This window comes from Aeromonas sp. R5-3 (assembly GCF_040908225.1).
Classification (GTDB): Bacteria; Pseudomonadota; Gammaproteobacteria; order Enterobacterales; family Aeromonadaceae; genus Aeromonas; species Aeromonas dhakensis.
Map to the genome: position 1 here is coordinate 95078 of NZ_JBFODH010000024.1, position 19458 is coordinate 114535.

Annotated in this window: 19 protein-coding genes; 7 read left to right on the top strand and 12 right to left on the bottom strand. The window is 56.4% G+C overall.

Features of this window, described 5'->3' with window-relative positions:
* Positions 1-2: 2 nt before the first annotated feature.
* Genes AB5Y95_RS17215 through AB5Y95_RS17240 form a run of 6 tightly spaced genes read left to right on the top strand, consistent with a single transcriptional unit; the run spans position 3 to position 5611 of the window.
* A complete protein-coding gene (locus AB5Y95_RS17215) occupies positions 3-527 on the top strand; it encodes an adenylyl-sulfate kinase (protein ID WP_368161669.1) in 525 nt (174 codons plus the stop codon).
* Positions 524-1099 carry a hypothetical protein gene (locus AB5Y95_RS17220; RefSeq protein ID WP_368161671.1) on the top strand — a complete coding sequence of 192 codons (576 nt, stop codon included), beginning with the start codon at positions 524-526 and terminating at the stop codon, positions 1097-1099. Before AB5Y95_RS17215 ends, AB5Y95_RS17220 begins: the two co-directional genes overlap by 4 nt.
* Positions 1096-1818, top strand: a complete 723-nt coding sequence (locus AB5Y95_RS17225; protein ID WP_368161673.1) for a formyltransferase family protein — start codon at positions 1096-1098, stop codon at positions 1816-1818. Before AB5Y95_RS17220 ends, AB5Y95_RS17225 begins: the two co-directional genes overlap by 4 nt.
* The gene (locus AB5Y95_RS17230; RefSeq protein ID WP_368161674.1) at positions 1815-4205 is read left to right on the top strand and encodes a PEP-utilizing enzyme; all 2391 of its coding nucleotides are present in this window, start codon (positions 1815-1817) and stop codon (positions 4203-4205) included. The genes AB5Y95_RS17225 and AB5Y95_RS17230 overlap by 4 nt, the downstream gene beginning before the upstream one ends.
* Positions 4206-4210: 5 nt before the next feature.
* On the top strand, positions 4211-4840 hold the full coding sequence (locus AB5Y95_RS17235) for a gamma-glutamyl-gamma-aminobutyrate hydrolase family protein (protein WP_368161676.1): 630 nt from the start codon (positions 4211-4213) through the stop codon (positions 4838-4840).
* Positions 4841-4846: 6 nt separating this feature from the next.
* On the top strand, positions 4847-5611 hold the full coding sequence (locus tag AB5Y95_RS17240) for a phosphocholine cytidylyltransferase family protein (protein ID WP_368161677.1): 765 nt from the start codon (positions 4847-4849) through the stop codon (positions 5609-5611).
* On the opposite strand, the gene AB5Y95_RS17245 is transcribed toward AB5Y95_RS17240, so the two are convergent.
* The 12 genes from AB5Y95_RS17245 to AB5Y95_RS17300 form a co-directional block, all read right to left on the bottom strand.
* Positions 5608-6825, bottom strand: a complete 1218-nt coding sequence (locus AB5Y95_RS17245; RefSeq protein WP_368161679.1) for a class I SAM-dependent methyltransferase — start codon at positions 6823-6825, stop codon at positions 5608-5610. The genes AB5Y95_RS17240 and AB5Y95_RS17245 overlap by 4 nt on opposite strands.
* The gene (pseC, locus tag AB5Y95_RS17250) at positions 6822-7985 is read right to left on the bottom strand and encodes a UDP-4-amino-4,6-dideoxy-N-acetyl-beta-L-altrosamine transaminase (protein WP_368161680.1); all 1164 of its coding nucleotides are present in this window, start codon (positions 7983-7985) and stop codon (positions 6822-6824) included. Before pseC ends, AB5Y95_RS17245 begins: the two co-directional genes overlap by 4 nt.
* Positions 7982-8986: a UDP-N-acetylglucosamine 4,6-dehydratase (inverting) gene (gene pseB / locus AB5Y95_RS17255; RefSeq protein ID WP_043170578.1), complete on the bottom strand. Its 1005-nt coding sequence runs from the start codon at positions 8984-8986 to the stop codon at positions 7982-7984. The genes pseC and pseB overlap by 4 nt, the downstream gene beginning before the upstream one ends.
* A 222-nt stretch (positions 8987-9208) precedes the next feature.
* The gene (gene malZ, locus AB5Y95_RS17260) at positions 9209-11038 is read right to left on the bottom strand and encodes a maltodextrin glucosidase (RefSeq protein WP_368161681.1); all 1830 of its coding nucleotides are present in this window, start codon (positions 11036-11038) and stop codon (positions 9209-9211) included.
* A gap of 5 nt (positions 11039-11043) precedes the next feature.
* Positions 11044-11892, bottom strand: a complete 849-nt coding sequence (locus tag AB5Y95_RS17265; protein WP_017764864.1) for an HDOD domain-containing protein — start codon at positions 11890-11892, stop codon at positions 11044-11046.
* 80 nt (positions 11893-11972) lie between these two features.
* Positions 11973-12392 carry an META domain-containing protein gene (locus AB5Y95_RS17270; RefSeq protein ID WP_017787065.1) on the bottom strand — a complete coding sequence of 140 codons (420 nt, stop codon included), beginning with the start codon at positions 12390-12392 and terminating at the stop codon, positions 11973-11975.
* A 176-nt stretch (positions 12393-12568) separates the two neighbouring features.
* On the bottom strand, positions 12569-13930 hold the full coding sequence (yegD, locus tag AB5Y95_RS17275; RefSeq protein ID WP_368161682.1) for a molecular chaperone: 1362 nt from the start codon (positions 13928-13930) through the stop codon (positions 12569-12571).
* 106 nt (positions 13931-14036) lie between these two features.
* Complete coding sequence (locus tag AB5Y95_RS17280; protein ID WP_010635765.1) at positions 14037-15026, bottom strand: 2-hydroxyacid dehydrogenase; 990 nt, start codon at positions 15024-15026, stop codon at positions 14037-14039.
* Positions 15027-15103: 77 nt separating this feature from the next.
* Positions 15104-15583, bottom strand: a complete 480-nt coding sequence (locus AB5Y95_RS17285) for a CreA family protein (RefSeq protein WP_252376243.1) — start codon at positions 15581-15583, stop codon at positions 15104-15106.
* 21 nt (positions 15584-15604) lie between these two features.
* Complete coding sequence (locus tag AB5Y95_RS17290; protein ID WP_368161683.1) at positions 15605-16051, bottom strand: DUF962 domain-containing protein; 447 nt, start codon at positions 16049-16051, stop codon at positions 15605-15607.
* Positions 16052-16104: 53 nt separating this feature from the next.
* The gene (locus tag AB5Y95_RS17295) at positions 16105-16962 is read right to left on the bottom strand and encodes a hypothetical protein (protein ID WP_024942065.1); all 858 of its coding nucleotides are present in this window, start codon (positions 16960-16962) and stop codon (positions 16105-16107) included.
* A 173-nt stretch (positions 16963-17135) separates the two neighbouring features.
* On the bottom strand, positions 17136-17522 hold the full coding sequence (locus tag AB5Y95_RS17300) for a TraR/DksA C4-type zinc finger protein (protein WP_010635769.1): 387 nt from the start codon (positions 17520-17522) through the stop codon (positions 17136-17138).
* Between the two features lie 468 nt (positions 17523-17990).
* On the opposite strand from AB5Y95_RS17300, the gene AB5Y95_RS17305 reads away from it, so the two are divergent.
* Positions 17991-19322 carry a glutamine synthetase family protein gene (locus AB5Y95_RS17305; RefSeq protein ID WP_005306624.1) on the top strand — a complete coding sequence of 444 codons (1332 nt, stop codon included), beginning with the start codon at positions 17991-17993 and terminating at the stop codon, positions 19320-19322.
* Positions 19323-19458 lie beyond the last annotated feature (136 nt).

Consider the following 19458-nt stretch of genomic DNA (forward strand, 5'->3'; position numbering starts at 1 on the left):
ACATGGTTATTTGGTTGGTGGGCATGTCCGGTGCAGGAAAAAGTACAATAGGAAGATGTCTCTATTCAAATTTGAGGAAAAACAAACCAGGAACAGTTTTTGTTGATGGTGATGAAATTCGTTCATTATTCAATCATGATAAAGTAGATGATGCATATACCCTTGCAGGACGAAAAATCAATGCAAAACGTATTCAATCCATTTGTCGCTGGCTGGATGCGCAGGGTCTAAATGTAGTGTGTTGTATTCTTTCCATATTCCAAGATATCAGTGATGAAAATAGGGATATATTTTCTGAGTATCGTGAGATTTTCATTGATGTTCCTCTTTCTGTATTGATGGAACGTGACAATAAAGGTATTTATCAGGCGGCACTCAGTGGTCTCCAATGTAATGTTGTTGGAGTAGATATTGAATATTTTCCACCAGAATATCCTGATTTGGTTATTTTAAACAGTTTCGAAGAAGTGCTGTTACCTGAGTACGTGAATAGTATCATAAATCTCTGTGAGAGGGAGGTTAAATGATATACTCTTATTCTGAAGGTGATTTAATAAAAACACCTCAAGGGTATCATTATACTCTTTTCATGGGAGAGGAATTCATATCTTCGTGGCGTATATCCAGAGAGTTAGCTATTGAAAAGTTACCTGTGCCTAAACTACCACAATTGAAAGATGTCGGTGTTGTCAGTGCCGGAAATACATTGTCTTTATTGATGGCCATGTGCAGAGCTTTACGTAATACTATTGTACATGAATCAGACAAGAAAGTGCTAGATTATTGGTTGCTAAGATTATTGAAGAAGTTCGAAGTAAGTAAACATCTATATTCTGGTTATCAGGATCAAGAGCCACACCCTCCGTTACCAGACAGTAACTATTTTTCTGTCGATTCTTATCTTTGGCTGGCAGAAAATTTACTTCGTGCTTGGCAGCGCGATTCTGCTACTTATTTACTGAGTGGTGCTCTTAAACTTAATGATACATTGGTCTCACAGATTTCATATCTCGATAGTGTCCAAGGCTCACATCTAGCTTGGATATTGAAATTTGAACAACAGTCTCTGGCTAAATTATACGAGGAAATAAGCTTGTGAATAAGCAACGTTTGGTCCTACTTTGTGGCCACACGGTACGCTCGTCGGTGTATGTGCAGACATTAGCGCAGGTCGGTATTGTACCTGATGCCGTCTTGGTATATGGCAAGAGAAAGAGTTGTATCCAATCAACACGTAAGTTGCAAAATGTAACTGTACCTGGGCTTGTCAGCGTTGACCCATGTCTAGAATTAGTGAATTGCCTCGAGGAGCTGGGTTGGGCTTATCAAGAATGTCTAAGCGAGTCTCTCTCTGATATTGACTTACTTGCTTCACTTGTAGCCCAAACTCCTGACTTAGTAGTTTATTCGGGGTATGGTGGCCAGCTGGTGCCTAAAGAATTATTACAATGTGTGCCATTTTTACATATACATTCTGGCTGGCTTCCCGATTATCGGGGGAGTACGACCTTCTATTATCAGGTTATTGAACAGGGCGTCTGTGCAGCCAGTGCTCTGCTGCTGGATGAATTTATCGATACGGGGCCAATTCTGGCGCGCAAAAAGTATCCGTTGCCTCCTCCTAGCGTTGATGTGGATTACCTCTATGACAACATGATTCGTGCCGATCTGCTGGTGATTGTTCTGACTCAGTGGCAGGCTGGATTGCCGTGGTCCCTGATATCACACCAAACGGACTCGCCTCCCTATTTCATCATCCATCCCCTGCTCAAGCACATGGCCCTGTTGGCCATTGATAAGAAGGATCGATCCTCATGAATTCGCCTGCTCCGGATTTTATCTTTGGCACTAAGTCCGAAACGCTAGCTCAGTTGAAGCCTCTAGTTACCTGCTCACAAATTTTGCCACTGTATTATTTCACCGCCTCTCAGTGGCACAAGCAGAAAGCAGCCATTTTGGCGACCATTGTTGGCATGGAGCATAACGGCAGTGTGATCATTCGTAGTAGCGCACAGAATGAAGATAGCCAGCAAGACTCCATGGCGGGGGCATTTGCCAGTTGCCTGAATGTATCGGTAGATGATCAATCGGCTCTGGAGCTGGCGATTGACCGTGTCATCACTTCGTTCGGGCAACATCAGCATGAGTATAACCAGATACTGGTGCAACCCATGCTGAAAGATATCCAGATGAGCGGCGTCGTGATGACTCATGATCTGGAGCATGGTGCACCCTATTATATCTTCAATTATGACGATGAGAGTGGGTTGACTGATACCATTACCGGAGGGATCGGAATCCAGAAAACCGTGCTGATTTATCGGGATACCAATAGTAACCTTATCCGCTCGCGTCGGATACGGGCTGTGTTGGCCGCCTGTCGTGAGCTGGAGTTTCTGTGCGGATCGGTTCCGTTGGATATTGAGTTTGCTATGGGTCATGTCGAGCAGGTCTATATCCTTCAGGTTAGACGCATTACCCTTTGCAATACTTGGCACCCGGTCACTGAACGGCGAGTCGCTCGACAACTGACGCATATACGCAACTATCTCGAACAACGCCTAGCCCCACAATGCGATCTATCAGGTGACCATACGATACTTGGTGTCATGCCAGACTGGAATCCTGCTGAAATCATCGGGACCACACCACGACCATTGGCTTCTTCTCTTTATCGCCTATTGGTAACGGATTCGGCATGGCGTGAGGCCAGAGCCAAGATGGGCTATCACGATCCTAGTCATCAAATGCTGATGGTGATGCTGGGGCATCATCCCTACATTGATGTGCGCAGTAGTTTTAACTCCTTCCTGCCAGCTGGCCTTGATAAGGGGACCTGTGACCGCTTGGTGAATGCTTGGTTGGAGCGCTTGTGTGAACACCCTGAATGGCATGACAAAGTAGAGTTTGAGGTGGTGCCAACCTGCCTGGATTTTAACTTCGAGGCTGTTTTCGAGGCTCGCTATCCCGGTTGTCTGACTCCAGATGCTTTTACTGTCTATCGACAGGCTCTTGATGTATTGACGTGTCGGGCGATAGTCAGTGATGGTGAAGGGTCGATAGTCTCCGCGATGACGAACATCCATGCTCGTGCGAATATCCAACAGCAGCGAGGAGCCGTTGATGGGCTGAAGGCCGATTTATCATCCGTCAGACGCTTGTTACTCGAGTGTCGAGATAGTGGCACGGTGAATTTTGCGATCCTAGCTCGACATGCCTTTATTGCTGAGGCATTGTTGCGCTCGGCGTGTTGCCGAGGAGCTCTTACCTCTGAACGATTACAGCTCTGGAAGCAATCTTTTCACACTGTGACGACTGAACTCACCACTGACTATGCTGCTGTTTGCGAGGGTACGCTCCCCGTGGGAGATTTCCTTGCCCGATTTGGTCACTTACGCCCGGGTACCTATGACATTACATCACTGCGGTATGATGAGCGTCATGATTTGTTTGCGCCAGCATCTGTTTTTATCGAGCAGGACCACGATACTCCGCATTTTGAATTACGTGCAGAAGAGGAAGAGGCGCTGCAGCGATTGCTGGATGAACGGGGCTGGCCCGTTACCGCAACCGCTTTACTGGTCTATGCCAGCCAGGCGGTCCAGGCCCGGGAGTATGCCAAGCTGATCTTTACCCGTGACTTGTCGGATGCATTGGCATTGCTGACTCGTTGGGGTGGTGAGGTTGGCTTGTCACGAGAGGATCTTTCTTACCTGGATATATTTCCGTTGCTGGATACTTTGGTTTCCCCTTTGTTCGATGATATTGATCGTGTCTTGTTGAATCAGGTTAATAAGGCACGACATGAGCATCAGCAAGCAATGTCGTTGAAACTCGGGCATCTGATTGCGGGATCAGATGATGTGTTTGTGGTGCCATTACACCGTAGCATGCCAAATTTTATTACGCATAAGTGTGTAGAAGCGGAAGGGATACTGCTGAAACAAGATACGCCAGTTACAACTGCGTTGCAGGGGCGAATTGTTTGCATAGAGAATGCGGATCCAGGTTATGACTGGGTATTTACACGAGGCATTGCTGGTCTAGTAACACAATACGGAGGAGCGAATTCCCACATGGCTATTCGCTGTGCTGAATTCGGCATCCCGGCGGCTATCGGGTGTGGCGAGCAGTTATTCAGCCGCCTGTTGCGTTGTCGGGGTATCGTCCTGAACTGTCAGGACAAGACAATTAATCTGGTCTGAGACACATGAAACGAATAGGTATCACGTTACGGACATGCCAAGCTCTAGGTTACCAGGAAGCCCGTGATGGTCTGGCTCGGGATTGGTATCGCTTCCTGCAACAAATGGACTGGGGATGGAACTGGGTTTTGTTACCTAATCTCGGTGCTCAGAGTGTGGCCTATGCACAGGCACAGCACATTGAGGGGCTCATTTTAAGCGGTGGAGAGGATGTTGGTTCGGACCCCTTGCGGGACGAGAGTGAGCTTGCCCTGCTGAAATATGCAATAATGCAGCGCTTACCTGTGCTGGGGGTTTGCCGGGGAATGCAGTTGATACAGCGGTTTTCTGGGGGGGAGCTGGCTGTTGCTGGTGGAGCACATCATATGGCAACCCGGCACACAGTTTCTTTATGCCGCGAGTTATCATGGCATGGCGTGAATGAAGAGTCATACCGTGAGGTCAATTCCTATCATGCCAACCGGATTTCTTTGCCCCTACCAACCGGCTTACGGACTTTGGCGATCGATGCGGAGGGATATTGTGAGGCTTTTCTCCATCAGAGTATGAAACTGGCAGGGGTCATGTGGCATCCGGAGCGTGAAGTATTGGGTCATGAATTTGATCGGCAGCTGTGCCGGTGGCTTTTTCAGTGAGGTGATATGCAAGCCATTATTCTTGCTGCTGGACGGGGTTCCCGGCTTGGACCCATGACCGAGAACCAACCTAAACCGTTAGCTAAGTTGGCAGGCAGACCATTGATCGAGTGGCAGTTGGCGGCTCTGGCTGTAGCAGGCATCAACGATGTTCATGTGGTCTGTGGATACTGCAGTGATGCACTTCAGGGTTATGGGGGTAGTCGTATTGTGAATCCCCACTGGGCTAGTTCCAATATGGTTCGTAGTTTGATGTGCGCCGATGACGTGCTGTCAGAGGCTCCGACTCTCATTTGTTACGGTGATATTGTATATCGGCCTCTGATCATTCAGACTTTGATGGCCTCCGATGCGCCCTTATCCATCAGCTATGACAAGGAATGGTGGTCGCTTTGGTCGGCCCGTTTTGAGGAGCCGTTGCTTGATGCAGAGAGCTTTCGGCAGCAACAGGGGCAATTGATTACTATTGGCGAACGAGTTCAGTGTCGAGAGGAGATCGAAGGGCAGTACATGGGCTTGTTGAAGTTTACCCCCGAGGGTTGGCGCCGAGTATCCTCGCTTCTATCCAATCTTACCGCCGAGCAAGTTGATGAATTGGACATGACAAGCCTGCTGCGCTTGTTGTTGTCTCAGGGCATTCCTATCGCGACGGTTGCCATCTCGGGAGGTTGGGTCGAAGTGGACAATCCGTCAGACATCGTTTTGTATGAACAACGGATTCGCGAGCCTGGTTGGAGTCATGACTGGCGTACTGGTGATCAACCAGTCTAGTAATAAACCTGCTTGGCTCGTTCGAGATCGAAGGTTCTGGGGGCGGTTGGCTGATGAGCTGACCGCCGTTTCAAAATGACGAATAGCTTGTCAATATCGATCAATGGAACAAATTTTCGTGTCATATAAAAGTCTATAACTTCAAAATATTGTTCAACCACATCAAATTTAGCGTTTATATCACCATCGTCACCGACGCTACCCGTTCCTGGTCCGAATACATTATGACTTTCGAAGAAAAGATAACCACCGATATCGAGTAAACTAAAGCATTTTGCTATGTATTCCACAAAGTTTATTGATAGATTTCCATCGATCGTACAGTGATTGGCAAGAGAGAAAATGGCTTGGTAGACTTTATTTGTTTCATATTCACAAAAGTCTAATTGGTGAAAGCGAATGTTATTCACCCCCAATTCTTGGCGTGCTCTTTCTGCGATTAGGTTTAAATAAGGATTAAACTCTATAGCATCGACATATTTTGTTCTTTTAGCTATTTCCATGCTAAAGAATCCGTTGTTAGAACCTATATCAAGTATATCATCACTTGGTGATAGATAGGTCTCAATCCGATAACGTCGGAGCCGTTCCTCAGTCGGTTTTGCTCCAGCAATACCTATTTTCTCCAGCCCTTGATAGGGGTAGCCTGAAACATAACTAAAATTCCAATTCTTGAGCTGTTGAGCACAGATTGAAAATATATCATTATGCAATAGTATGTATTCTGGATTTATGAAGAAAACAGTTAATAGGTCTTTGAATAAGTAAAATTGGCGTAATCTAAGAAGTGCGTTGGCATTGGTTAATTCTCCTTCTGCCATTTGCCGTAGTAAAGGTATAACTTTCAGGTTTCTATATTCAACACTTTCTATTTTATTATTCCACGCTAAATAATCATCTTGGCCAGAAAGGTCTGGAAGCCATTTTTTATTGCAAAAAAGACGAATGCATTTTGATAGCTCATTATCCATGTCATCCATCAAAAGTGAAAACCAGTGCGGTGCAGAAAACAGTGTAGCGGTTAGTTTGTCCCATGTGTTTAAAAATTCATGATAAGGATATTTCTCCTGCTCAAAATCAATGAATTTTTCAAGCAGCTGTACTTGATTTTTATCGTATTCCCTTTTGTGACGTTCAGCAATTTTCAGAAGCAATTGAAGTATGGTCATCGCTGTCTTTGCTTGCGGGACATGTGATATCAGGGATTCATTCATGTCGGTTTTCTCAGTTGTAATGGATTAAACCAGAGGGAGAGGGCTTGGATTACATTCCCCTGTAGGTCTTCAGCTAGCATGGGATACAGGGGAATACTGATGATGGTCTGATAAAAATCTCGTGAAGATTCCACACCGGCTCCGGACCCCGGTTGATGGTACGGTTGAAAAAATATCGGCATGTAGTGCACATTCACCCCGATGTCCGTTGCTCTTAGTTGCTCAAATAGAGCTTTTCTTTTTTCTGCCGGTATTTTGATGACAAACAAGTGCCAAGCACTGAGGTGATCCTCTCGATTAGCAAGCACCTCAATGTTTAGTTCGGGGAGTTCAGCCTGATAGCGGGCGGCAATTGCTCGGCGTTTGTCCAGAAAATCGTCCAGATTCTGCATCTGACTCAACCCCAATGCTGCCTGGATATCGGTCATGCGGTAGTTGAAGCCCAGCATTTGCTGCTCGTAGTACCAGGGGCCGTCCGGCTCATTGATGAAGTCTTCCGGCTCGCGGGTGATGCCGTGGCTGCGTAGCATGCGCATGGTTTTGGCGAGCGCAGGGTCGTTGGTCATCGCCATGCCACCCTCGCCGGTGGTGATGATCTTCACCGGGTGGAAGCTGAAGACGGTGATGTCGCTGTAGCGGCCGTTGCCGGTGGGTTCGCCGTGATAGCGGGCGCCGAGAGCGTGGCAGGCATCTTCGATGATCCGAAAGCCGTACTCTTGTCCCAAGCGATGGATCTCCTGCATGTCGCAGGGCAGGCCCGCGAAGTGTACCGGGATGACCACCTTGGGCAGACATCCTTGAGCCTTGGCTGCTATCAGCTTGCGCTCCAGCTCGATGGCACACATGTTGCCGGTATCGGGCTCGATGTCGACGAAATCGACCTGGGCTCTACAATAGAGAGCGCAGTTGGCCGAGGCGACAAAGCTGATGGGGGAGGTCCAGACCCAGTCACCCGGGCCGACACCCAGTGCCAGACAGGCGATATGCAGGGCGGCCGTACCTGAGTTGACCGCCACCCCGAAGCGGGCACCACAGTAATCCGCCACTACCTGTTCGAAGCGCGGCACCACAGGCCCCTGGGTCAGAAAATCTGACCTCAATACTTCGACTACGGCTTCGATATCCGCTTCGCTGATCGACTGTCTGCCGTACGGGATCATTCCATTACCACCTTGCTGTTCAACTCTTTCAGCTGCTCAACCGTCAGGAAATCATCGTTGTCTCGGGAGTTGTATTCGAATCCCTGGGCCACCATGGTTCCCTTTTCACCCGAGGCGGTGACGGAGAAGTCATTGTTGCGGTTGTTGAAGTTGATGGTCGGCCCGATGATGAAGAAGTCGTCGAACTCGAAGGTGTGGTAGGAGTCGTCACACGGGCACATCACTTCATGCAGTTTCTCACCGGGGCGGATGCCGATGATCTCCTGCTCCAGCTGAGGGGCCATGGCGGTAGCCAGGTCGGTGATCCGCACCGAGGGCAGCTTGGGCACGAAAATTTCCCCCCCCTTCATGCGCGGGAAGTTGTTCATCACGAAGTCCACTCCCTGCTGCAGGGTGATCCAGAAGCGGGTCATCTCGACATGGGTGATGGGCAGGGTGGTGGCGCCCTGATCGATCCGTTTCTGGAAGAAGGGCACGACCGAGCCACGTGATCCCACTACGTTGCCGTAGCGCACCACCGCAAAACGGGTTGGATCCTGACCGGCGATGTTGTTGGCGGCGACGAACAGCTTGTCGGAGGCCAGCTTGGTGGCGCCATACAGGTTGATGGGGTTGGCGGCCTTGTCGGTGGAGAGGGCGATCACCTTCTTGACCTGATTGAGCAGGGCGGCCTGGATGACGTTCTCGGCCCCGTGAATATTGGTCTTGATGCACTCCATGGGGTTGTATTCGGCGGCCGGCACCTGTTTGAGCGCCGCTGCATGCACCACATAGTCGACCCCGCGCATCGCCATGGTGAGCCGGTTGGCGTCCCGCACATCGCCGATGAAATAGCGCATGCAGGGGGCGTTGAAGACCTGCTGCATCTCGAACTGTTTCAGCTCGTCGCGGGAGTAGATGATCAGCCGTTTCGGCTTGTAGCGTTCCAGCACTGTCTTGACCAGCATCTTGCCAAACGAGCCAGTGCCGCCGGTAATCAATAGGGTTTTATTGTCGAACATGACGGATTCTCGCTAGTGATGCCAAGTGACAAGCAATTTATGTGCCTTGGGCCAGTTTAGCCGAAAAGGGTCGAAAGCGGTCTTGTATGATGCCAGTTTTATTCCACTCTGAGTGAACTAACTAGATGATTCATAGAGAAATCCAACCCAGCTCAAACAACTTTATGCGATCTCGGGGGGCTTTAACAAAAAGCGGAACACAGGGTTCCGCTTTTTTGACGCCTAGCTGGAGAGCAGTACTCTGGCCGAGTTGGCGGGGATGGTGAGCTGTACTTCTCCCTGCACCACTTCGAACTTGTCGCCGTTGAAGGCGTCGGTGAATCGGCTGGCGGGACTGGCGGTCTGCCACAGGGGCAGGTTGATGGTGCGCGGCTCGCTGGGGTGACGGTTGCAGGCCACCACCACCTGATCGCTTTGCAGGGTGCGGGCGAACACATAGCTGTGCGGGCCGGCATAGAGGGTCTGGATGTCGCCGCGGCGCAGGGCCGGACGCTGCCGGCGGATCTGGATCAGCCGGCGGTAGTGGTCGTGCAGCACATGGTCCCAGGCGGTGGTCTCCCACGGGAAGCAACGGCGGCAGTCCGGATCGTTGCCGCCAGAGAGCCCCACCTCGTCGCCGTAGTAGATGGACGGCACGCCGATATAGGTGAGCAGCAGGGTGGCGGCGAGCCGCATCCGCTGCTTGTCCTCCCCCAGCAGATGGAGGAAGCGGGCGGTATCGTGGCTGTCCAGCAGGTTGAACTGGGCCAGCTGGTTCTTGAACGGGATGTGGGCCCGCGCCAGCTTGAGCCAGCGATCCAGCTCTTCGGCGCTGATCTTGATGGGGTGGTAGGCGATGTCCTGGCCCGCCAGGAAGGCGCGGATCGGGTGGGCGAAGCCGTAGTAGTTCATGGCGCCGTCCTCCTGATCCCCCTGCAGCCACTGGCTCGCCTCGAAGAAGTGCTCGCCCAGCACGTAGGCGTCCGGGTTCTCCTGCTTCACCGCGCCGCGAATGGCGCGCACGTGGCCGCGGTTGCCCTCGGCGGTACCGCGCTCCCCCAGCATGTGGATGACGTCGAAGCGCCAGCCGTCGATCTGGTAGGGGGCGCGCATCCAATAGCGCAGGATGGCGTCGTCGGCGCGGTAGATGGCGTCCTGCACCTGTTCGCTGGAGAAATCGAGTTTGGGCAGGCTGCGGATGCCCTTCCAGCTGACGTAATCCCCTTCGTTGTCAAAGGTGTAGAAGCTGCGCCACGGTGAGTCCGGGTTGCACTGGGCCCCCAGCGGCGGGCAGAACCAGGGGTGCTCGGTGGAGGTGTGGTTGACCACCGCATCCAGGATGATCTTCATGCCGCGCTGGTGCAGGTTGCGGGTCAGCTCGGCGAACTGGGCGTTGGTGCCCAGATGCGCATCCACCTTGAAGTAGTCCTGGGTGTCGTACTTGTGGTTGCTCGGCGAATCGAAGATGGGGTTGAGATAGAGCGCCGTCACCCCGAGGGATTGCAGGTAGTGCAGCTTGGCATCGATGCCCGCCAGATCGCCGCCGTAGAACTCGCAGGCGCCGTGGCCCTCCTCGTGGCGGCTGACCGGCTCGCCCCACGCCTTGCTGATCACCGCCTTGCCGCGATATTCGTACTCGTGATGCTTGACGCTGAGGGACGGGTCGCCGTTGCAGAAGCGGTCCGGGAAGATCTGGTAGAACACCTGGTCCTGCACCCAGGCCGGCGGCTGGTGCAGGCTGTTGAAGCGAAAATGCTGTTCCCGCGGCGGCATGGCCGAGCTGACGCCGGCACCGTGCAGCCACCACTGCTCCTCGTCGGTGAGACACTTGAAACAGTAGAGGTGGATATCCTGCCCCTTGTGAAGCGGCAGGGTGCCCTGCCATACCTGCAGCCGATCGCGGGTGGAAACCGCCGTCATCGGCACAAGATACTCCTCGTTGTCCGGCTCGTGGCGCAGCCACACCTCGCGGATCGGCGCGTCCAGCTCGCTGAACAGGGTGAGTTGCAGGGCGTCGGCGCTCTCTTTGAACCAGGGCGCCACCTGGGGATGAAACAGAAACGGATGGGTCATGATGCTTATTGAGTCAGAAGATCGGCGAGGGCATTACCCTGTTCATGCAGTGTTTCGAGCTGGCCGGCGAGGGACTTGGGATCCAGTCCCAGCTGGTCGGCCAGCGGCTTGGGGAAGCGGGCTATGATGGCCTGGGCCGGCACCCCGGCGTTCCAGGCGAAGGAGATGAAGACCGCCAGGCGGATCAGTACCGCCTCCTTGCTGACCGGATCGTGGGAGAGGGGATCCAGCTGCTGGGAGATGGCGTCAACGAAGGCCTCCGACAGGTTCCAGCGCCGTGCCAGCTCGGCACCGAGCTGGGCGTAGTCGTACCCCAGCATCTCGCGCTGGGCCTCGACCCGGCTGCTCCCTTTCTGGATCGCCAGATTGATGAGCTCTGCCTCTTCCGGCAATGTGCTCTGGATCAGCAGCTCGCCGATGTTGTGGATGAGGGCGCAGGTGAAGGCGGTCTCGGGGTCGAGCACCTTGGCCTCCTGGGCCAGCGTCTTGGCGATGGTGGCGACCTGGAAGGTCTCGGTCCAGAACTTGTTCTTGTCGAAGCTGGGAGGGGCCTTGAAGCTGCCGATGATGCCGGAGGCGACCACCACAGATCGCAACCGGTTGAAACCGAGGCGGATCACCGCCTGTTCGATGGAGGTGACTTCGTTGCCGCGGCGCAGGGCGGCCGAGTTGGCCATTCGCAGCACCTTGACGCTGATCACCTGATCCATGGCGATCTTAGCCGCGATCTGGTCGATGCGGGCATTTTCATCGCTGAAGCTCTGCATCAACTCATGCAGCAGCTGTGGAATAGTGGGGAGTTGTTTGATCTTGTCAAACAGACGGTCCATCGACATGGCTGAGGCAGCCTCCATTGCGAGCACTGCCTCATATTGTGCCACAGGCGGGGCACATGTTCCTGTTTGTGATCCGGCTTTGTGATGCGAAGGGGGGGTTACAGCACCCAGTCGCGCAGGGTGTATTCCAAACGATGCCGTTTGCCCTGCAGGATCAGGGTCTGGGTGGTGCCGTCCAGGGTGGCCCCTTCGGTGAGGGTGGTCAGCACCGCCTGCTCCACCGCATCGAGCGGGGCCTGGCAGGCCATCTCTGTGCTGCCCAGACTGGTCACCCAGAACTTGTTCCCCTCGAGGTGGCCCTGACCGAAGTAGCGGTTGCAGCCGGCGATGCCGTTGACGGTGAAGTGCTCACCTATCTCGAAATCGGGCGGATTGTCTCGCGCCGCGGTGACGGGCTGGCCATCCAGCTTGTCGAGCACCCAGTGGTGGTGCTGCAGGTCTTGCGAGGCAAAGCGGGGAGTACTGCTGCAGGCGCTGAGCAGAAGCAGGGCGAGCAACAGTAGCAAGAATCTGGGCATGAAAGGGCTCCGGTAGTGGGAGTGACAAGCATACCCTCTGTGCGGCCCCCCAGGCAGGGCAAGGGGGAGTGCCCCCGACCGCTTCTGTCGTCCCGCGGATTGGGCCTGTGTCGTTAAATGGCAACACCAGCCTTGCAAAGGGTGCCTGCGTCGTCGCCGGCACCCCCACCGGGGCGTCAGTTGCCGAACAGCCGCTCGGCGTAACGGGCCAGACCGGAGGCGACCGAGCCGAAGTCATCGCCCCCTTCCAGCGGTACCTGGGGCAGCTTCTGGCGGATGAAGGCCTGGATGAGGGGCGAGCGGGCGCTGCCGCCGGTAATGAAGACCCGGTCCGGCTGGACGCCGGCGGCGGTGATGGCTTCGTCCATCAGCTCACCGATCTTCTCCAGCAGCGGGGTGGAGGCGCTGGCCAGCTGATCGCGCCTGAGCTCGGCCGTCAGCCCGCGCTCCAGCTCGGCCAGAGATTGCTGGGCCGACTCCTCCTGGGAGAGGGCGATCTTGCCCTGCTCGGCGCGCCACACCAACTGGTGGCTCAGCTTGTGGGCACGCAGACTGGCGAGGCGCCCCAGCTTGCTGCCGGGCAGGCTGTCGAGCTGCAGATCCTGCAGCTGGCGGCCCGTCTCCAGGCTGTAGAAGCGGCTCTGGGCACTGACGTCGTTGATGGCGGCGGCATCCCAGAACAGAGGATGGGGCAGCGGCTTGCCGGTCTTGAGGGTCTCGTGCATGCCGAGCAGCGGCATCATGCCCTCCACGGTCAGCCGGATGTCGAAGTCGTTGCCGCCGATGCGCTGACCGCTGTGGCCGAGCAGATCGCCGCTGCGATCGAGCTGGGCACGATGACTCGGGCCCATCCGCAGCACCGAGCAGTCGGTGGTGCCGCCGCCGATGTCCACCACCAGCACCACCGCATCCTCGGTCAGGCGTGCCTCGAATTCGAAGCCGGCTGCCACCGGCTCATAGAGAAACTCCACCTGCTCGAACCCGGCGAGGCGCGCCGCCTCGCTCAGGATGGCGATGGCCTGACGGTTGCTCTCTTCCCCCGCCAACCCCTGGAAGTTGACCGGGCGGCCAACCACGGCCCGGCGAATAGGTGCGCCGAGCTGCTGCTCCGCCTCGCGCCGCACGTGCAGCATCATGGCGCAGACGATGTCTTCGAACAGGGCGATCTGCTGTGCCTTGAGGCCGTAGGCGCCGAGGAAGGATTTGGGCGACTTGATGTAGTAGCCGTCGTCCGGCTCTTCCAGATAGCGTTCCAGCGCCGCGGCGCCGAAGCTGAGCTCGTCGATCAGCCCCTCTTCGCGCATCTGGCGGCGTACCGCCTGGGCTCTGGTCACCACGGGGCCGCGCAGCTTGAGGTACTCGCTCTGCTGGGCAGGCGCCAGCCCTTCGGCCAGCAGGCCGGCGATGGCATCCCGATGGGGCGCGTGCAGGGTGGAGGGAAGGTAGTGGGCACCGCTCAGGTTCAGCAGCCGGGGGCTGCCTTGTTCCATCACGGCGACGGCACAGTTGGAGGTACCGTAATCAAATCCGATAAACATGGGCAGCCAGACTCCTGAGCAAAAAAGGGCTGGTAGCCTACCCGAAGGCGCCGGGTCTCACAACCCGGCGCACGGCAATGAACCGCTGAGGGGCAGGGGAGGCCCCTTATTCCACCTCGTTGTCAGAGCGGCCCTGACTGTCGATGGCGCGGATGTTGCTGAGGGTGGTGTCGGCGATGGCGTGCAGCGCCTCTCGGGTCAGGAAGGCCTGGTGACCGGTGAACAGCACGTTGTGGCAGGCCGACAGGCGGCGGAACACGTCATCGGTGATCACCTCGTTGGACTTGTCGGCGAAGAAGAGATCTTCTTCTTCCTCGTAGACGTCCAGCCCCAGCGCGCCGATACGGGCGGTCTTGAGCGCCTCGATGGCGGCGTTGGAGTCGAGCAGGCCACCCCGGCTGGTGTTGATGATCATCACCCCGTCCTTCATCTTGGCGAACGCCTCCTTGTTCAGCAGGTGGTAGTTCTCCTTGAACAGCGGGCAGTGCAGGCTGATGACGTCTGACTGGCGGAACAGGGTATCGAGATCCACGTACTCGGCGCCCAGATCGATGGCCGCCTGGTTCGGATAGGGATCGCTCACCAGCAGGCGCATGCCGAAGCCCTTGAGGATGCGCAGGGTGGCGATGCCGATCTTGCCGGTGCCGATGATGCCGGCGGTGCGGCCGTGCATGTTGAAGCCGACCAGCCCCTCCAGCGAGAAGTTGGCGTCACGGGTGCGCTGATAGGCTTTGTGGATGCGACGGTTGAGGGTCATCATCAGGCCCACCGCGTGCTCGGCGACCGCTTCCGGGGAGTAGGCGGGTACTCGCACCACCTTCAGCCCCAGCTCCTTGGCTGCGGCCAGATCCACGTTGTTGTAGCCGGCGCAGCGCAGGGCGATCACCTTGGTGCCGTTGGCGGCCAGCTCGGTCAGCACCTCGCGGTCGGCATCGTCGTTGACGAACAGGCACACCACGGGGAAGCCGTGGGCCAGCCGGGCAGTCTTGGCCTCCAGCCGCACGTCGAAGAACTCAAGTTCATAACCGTACTGGCTGTTGGCCTGATTGAAGTGCTCTTTGTCGTAGCTCTTGGTACTGAAAACGGCGACTCTCATGGTGCGCTCTCCGCAGATTATGATGTAGTTAAATTACAACAAATATGGGTCGTCATCACGGGATAAATGGTGGGGATTCAGCCCCACGGCATGATGGGCACGGCGCTGACCGCACTCTTGTAAGAACCATCCACCAGCTTGGTGCTGTAAGTCAGATAGACCAGGGCATTGCGCTTCTGATCGTAAAAGCGCACCACCTTCTGCTCCTTGAACACCAGCGAGGTGCTGACGTCGAACACCTCTTCCCCCGCCTTCAGCTTGGCGGGCAGGGTGATGGGGCCGATCTGGTGGCACGACAGGGAGGCATGGGAGGGATCTTCCGCCAGCCCGAGTCCGCCCTTGACGCCGCCGGTCTTGGGGCGCGCCAGGTAGCAGGCGACGCCGTCGATGCGGGGATCGTCGAACGCCTCCACCAGGATCTTGTGGTTGGGGCCAAACAACTTGAAGGCGGTGCTCACCTCGCCGACGGGGTCGGCCTTGTCGGCCAGGGCCGGGCCGGTAATCAGTACGCCCAGCAGCAGCGGCAGGGCGCGAGCAAGGATCTGAGGGTGTCTCATGGTCTCTCCTGTTGGCTTCCCTCAGTAGGGAATGCCCAAACGACGATAGAGGCTGGCCAGCACCCAGGCGGGGCCGATCAGCAAAAACTGCAGGTCGGCGAGGAAGGAGGGACGCTTGCCCTCGATCTTGTGACCGACGAACTGGGCTATCCAGAGCAGCACGAACCCGGCCAGCGCCGGCCACAGCAAGGGGCCTTGCCAGCTGTGGCAAATGACCAGCCCCAGTGCGGTCAGTACCGTCATGCCTACAAACAGCGCAAACGACAGCCGCAGATAGAAGGCCAGCACCGGGATGGCGACCAGCGCGGCCCAGTTGAGCGACGGCGGCAGCGGCCCGGCCGGCAGGCACCAGAGCAGGGCCAGGGCGCAGAGATAGATACCGGGCACCGCCAGCTTGTGGATCGCCACATTGACCGGGTGCTGGTGGCTCTGGCCGTACAGTTCAAACCACTCCTCGATTCCCTTCATGGCACCTCCCTGGCGCGCTGTGTGTGCCACCTCGTTGTGAGGTGGCCGATTCGTCATCCCTGCGGGGGATACTCCCAATATTGGGCCGGAATGCTCTTGAGCAAGGGTGTCATGTCGGGATTGGGCAGGGCGATGGTGACCCGCTGGTCGAGCTTGGCACTGGCCAGCGCCTCGCGGATCTTGGGGTTCTCCCGGAAGAATTTCATGAAGCTGCCGTCGGCATAGGCCCGCTCAAGCCCGGTCTGAATCGCCTTGGCCAGTTTCGGCGCCTCGGGACTGACGAAGAAGAACTCGGCGAAGGGGTAGCGGATCAGCAGATGCTGATCGATGACCAGGTTGGGGTATTGCGCCACCAGCTCGCTGCGCTCGGCGAAGATCTCCACCAGGTTGCGCGGGAAGAAGTCCAGCTTGTCACCGTCGTTGATCAGCCGAAACAGGTTGCTGTAGCGCCCCGAATAGGTGGGGATGCCCGCGTTCTCCAGGATCTTGTTGTCGGCCCAGCCCACCCCTTGCGCCGCCTTCAGCTTCTTGAGATCGGCCAGCGAGTTGATCTGGTTGAACTTCTCCTGGGCATCGGCGTGGATGAAGGAGAGCCGCAGCCCTTCCAGACCGCGAAACAACGGGATCGGCACGGCGATGAGGGAGGATTCGAGGGCGCTTGAGGTTCCCATCCAGAACACATTGATGGTTTTGCCCTTGCTGAGCTGCTGCTGCAGGCTGTACTGGTTGAGGTTGAGTTCGACCTGCTGGATGCGAAACGGCTGGTCGGCATGGGTGAGGGCCAGTTCCAGCAGCTTGAGCTGGTACTCTTTGTCGAGGTCGTTGATCGGTCGGCTGGGCACCTTGACCGTGAGGGTCTGTGCTTGTGCCAGCAACGGCAGACACAAGCACAGTTTGAGGAACCATTTCACTCTCTGCTCTCCTGTAGATTCCGGGGCTTGCCCGGAGTCTAACAGAACTTGTCACTCTGTTGCTGCGCCGCCATGGCGCGGGGAGCGGCGAGGCAGGGACCCCGCCTGCATCGAGGCAGACAGGGCCTGCTCGTCATCCCGCCGGCGAGCGCCAGTGACGGTGCCGGGAGGCGTCAGGCGACGCGACGATACACGTGGGTATCGTTGAACTCCTTGGTGCTCTGGCATTCGACGCAGAAGCGGGACTCGGGACGCGCCTGCAGCCGCTTGAGGGAGATCTCGTCACCGCAGGATTCGCAGTAACCGAAATCCCCTTCGCTGATGCGCTTGAGCGCACCACGCAGCTTGCGCAGATGCAGCTTGTCATGCTCGATGCGGTTCAGCTCCAGACGGCGGGCTTCCTCGATGCTGGCACGGTCAATTTCATCAGCCATCTCGTTGGTATCGGTGGCGATGGCCTGGCTGGCCTGGGAGTTGAGGCGATCTTCGAGTTCGAGGATCTGGCGCTCGATCTGTCCCTTGTAAAAGGCCAGTTGGTCTTCAGTCATGAAATCACACATACGATTTACTACCAGTCAGTTTACTAACCCAATTATCCCTGTTTATGGGGGCTGTCTGCCTGCAGACCAAGCCCTGTGTCCTGTATTTGCACCAAATCCATGCAGGAGAGTGCAAATCAGGGCGGGCCTTGTACCAAAAAAATGCAGGCATGCAAAGCAAAGAGGACAAGGATTGTGCGCCCTTGCAAAAAAATGGCCCGATTCCGACAGGGTCTGACTGAGAACATACGGGGGTAACACGCCTCGTTGGCACCGGCTTTGCAGTGAGTCGTTACCATGACAGGGTGTTTAGTATTTGTCCCCGCCATGGTCATTATATGCGCCGTTATTTATAGTTTTTTAAACACCACTGCTTGACATTGCCCCTGATGGCGGGCTTTTATGGTGGTGTTGATTACAATTTGATAACAAGGGTGTTCCATATATTAGACACCCTTGCCAATGGCAACCGTAGAGTCGGGGTTTAACATGGACAGTATCAAGGGCTGGATGGAGAGCAATCGCATCACGGAAGTGGAGTGCCTGTTTCCGGATTTCACCGGTAATGCCCGAGGCAAGATCATTCCAGCCAACAAGTTTCTGCGCGAAGGGGGCATGCGGCTGCCCGAGGTCATCTTCACCCAGACGGTGACCGGCGAGTATCCGGATGACGACAGCATGATCGACCCGCTGGAGCGGGACATGCAGCTCTATCCAGATCCCAACACCATTCGTTTCGTACCTTGGGCACTGGAGCCCACCGCCCAGGTGATCCACGACTGTTTCGACATCAATGGCAAGCTGATCGACATAGCGCCGCGCTCCGTGCTGCGTCGGGTCCTGTCATTTTACGAGAAGCAGGGCTGGAAGCCGGTGGTGGCCCCCGAGCTGGAGTTCTACCTGGTCAAGCGCAACGAAGACCCCGACTATCCGCTGGTGCCGCCCACCGGCCGCAACGGTCGCCCCGAGACGGCCCGCCAGTCGTTCAGCATCGACGCGGTGAACGAATTCGACCCCATCTTCGAGGACATGTACGACTACTGCGAGGCGCAGGAGCTGGAGGTGGACACCCTGATCCACGAATCCGGTGCCGCCCAGATGGAGATCAACTTCCTGCACGGGGATGCCATCGATCTGGCCGACCAGGTGTTCCTGTTCAAGCGCACCATGCGCGAGGCGGCCCACCGTCACGGGATTTACGCCACCTTCATGGCCAAGCCGATGAGCGACGAGCCCGGCTCTGCCATGCACATTCACCAGAGCCTGGAGGATGAGAACGGTCGCAACCTGTTCGGGGCCGAGAACGGCGGCAACTCCGAGCTGTTCATGCACTTCATCGCCGGCCTGCAGAAATACACCCCGGCGGTGACCGCGCTGCTGGCCCCCAACGTCAACTCCTACCGCCGCCTCACCTTCGGCGAGAGCGCGCCGCGCAACGTCCAGTGGGGGGTGGAGAACCGCACCTGCGGGCTGCGGGTGCCCTTCTCCGAGGCCAGCGCCCGCCGGGTGGAGAACCGCTTCGCCGGCGCCGATGCCAACCCCTATCTGGCGCTGGCCGCCACCCTGGCCTGCGGCTACCTCGGCATGATGGAGAAGCTGGAGCCGCTGCCGGAGATGAAGTCGAGCGCCTACGAGCTGCCCTACAGCCTGCCCCGCTCGCTGGAGGAGGCGCTGAGCCACCTGGAGCAGTGCGACCCCATCAAGGAGATGCTGGGCGAGCGCTTTACCCGCGCCTTCGTGGCGGTGAAGCGCAAGGAGTATGAAACCTACTTCGGGGTGATCAGCCGCTGGGAACGGGAGTTCCTATTGCTGAACGTGTGACCCGGATGCGCGCCTGACGCGCATCGGCCTGCCGGGAGCGCCCGAGGGCGTTCCCGCTCATATCGACAATGCCGGGGCCAAGGTCAGGCTCTCCCACGCGTGAGTGGGGGAGCACCCTCCCTCATCCGTTGACGAA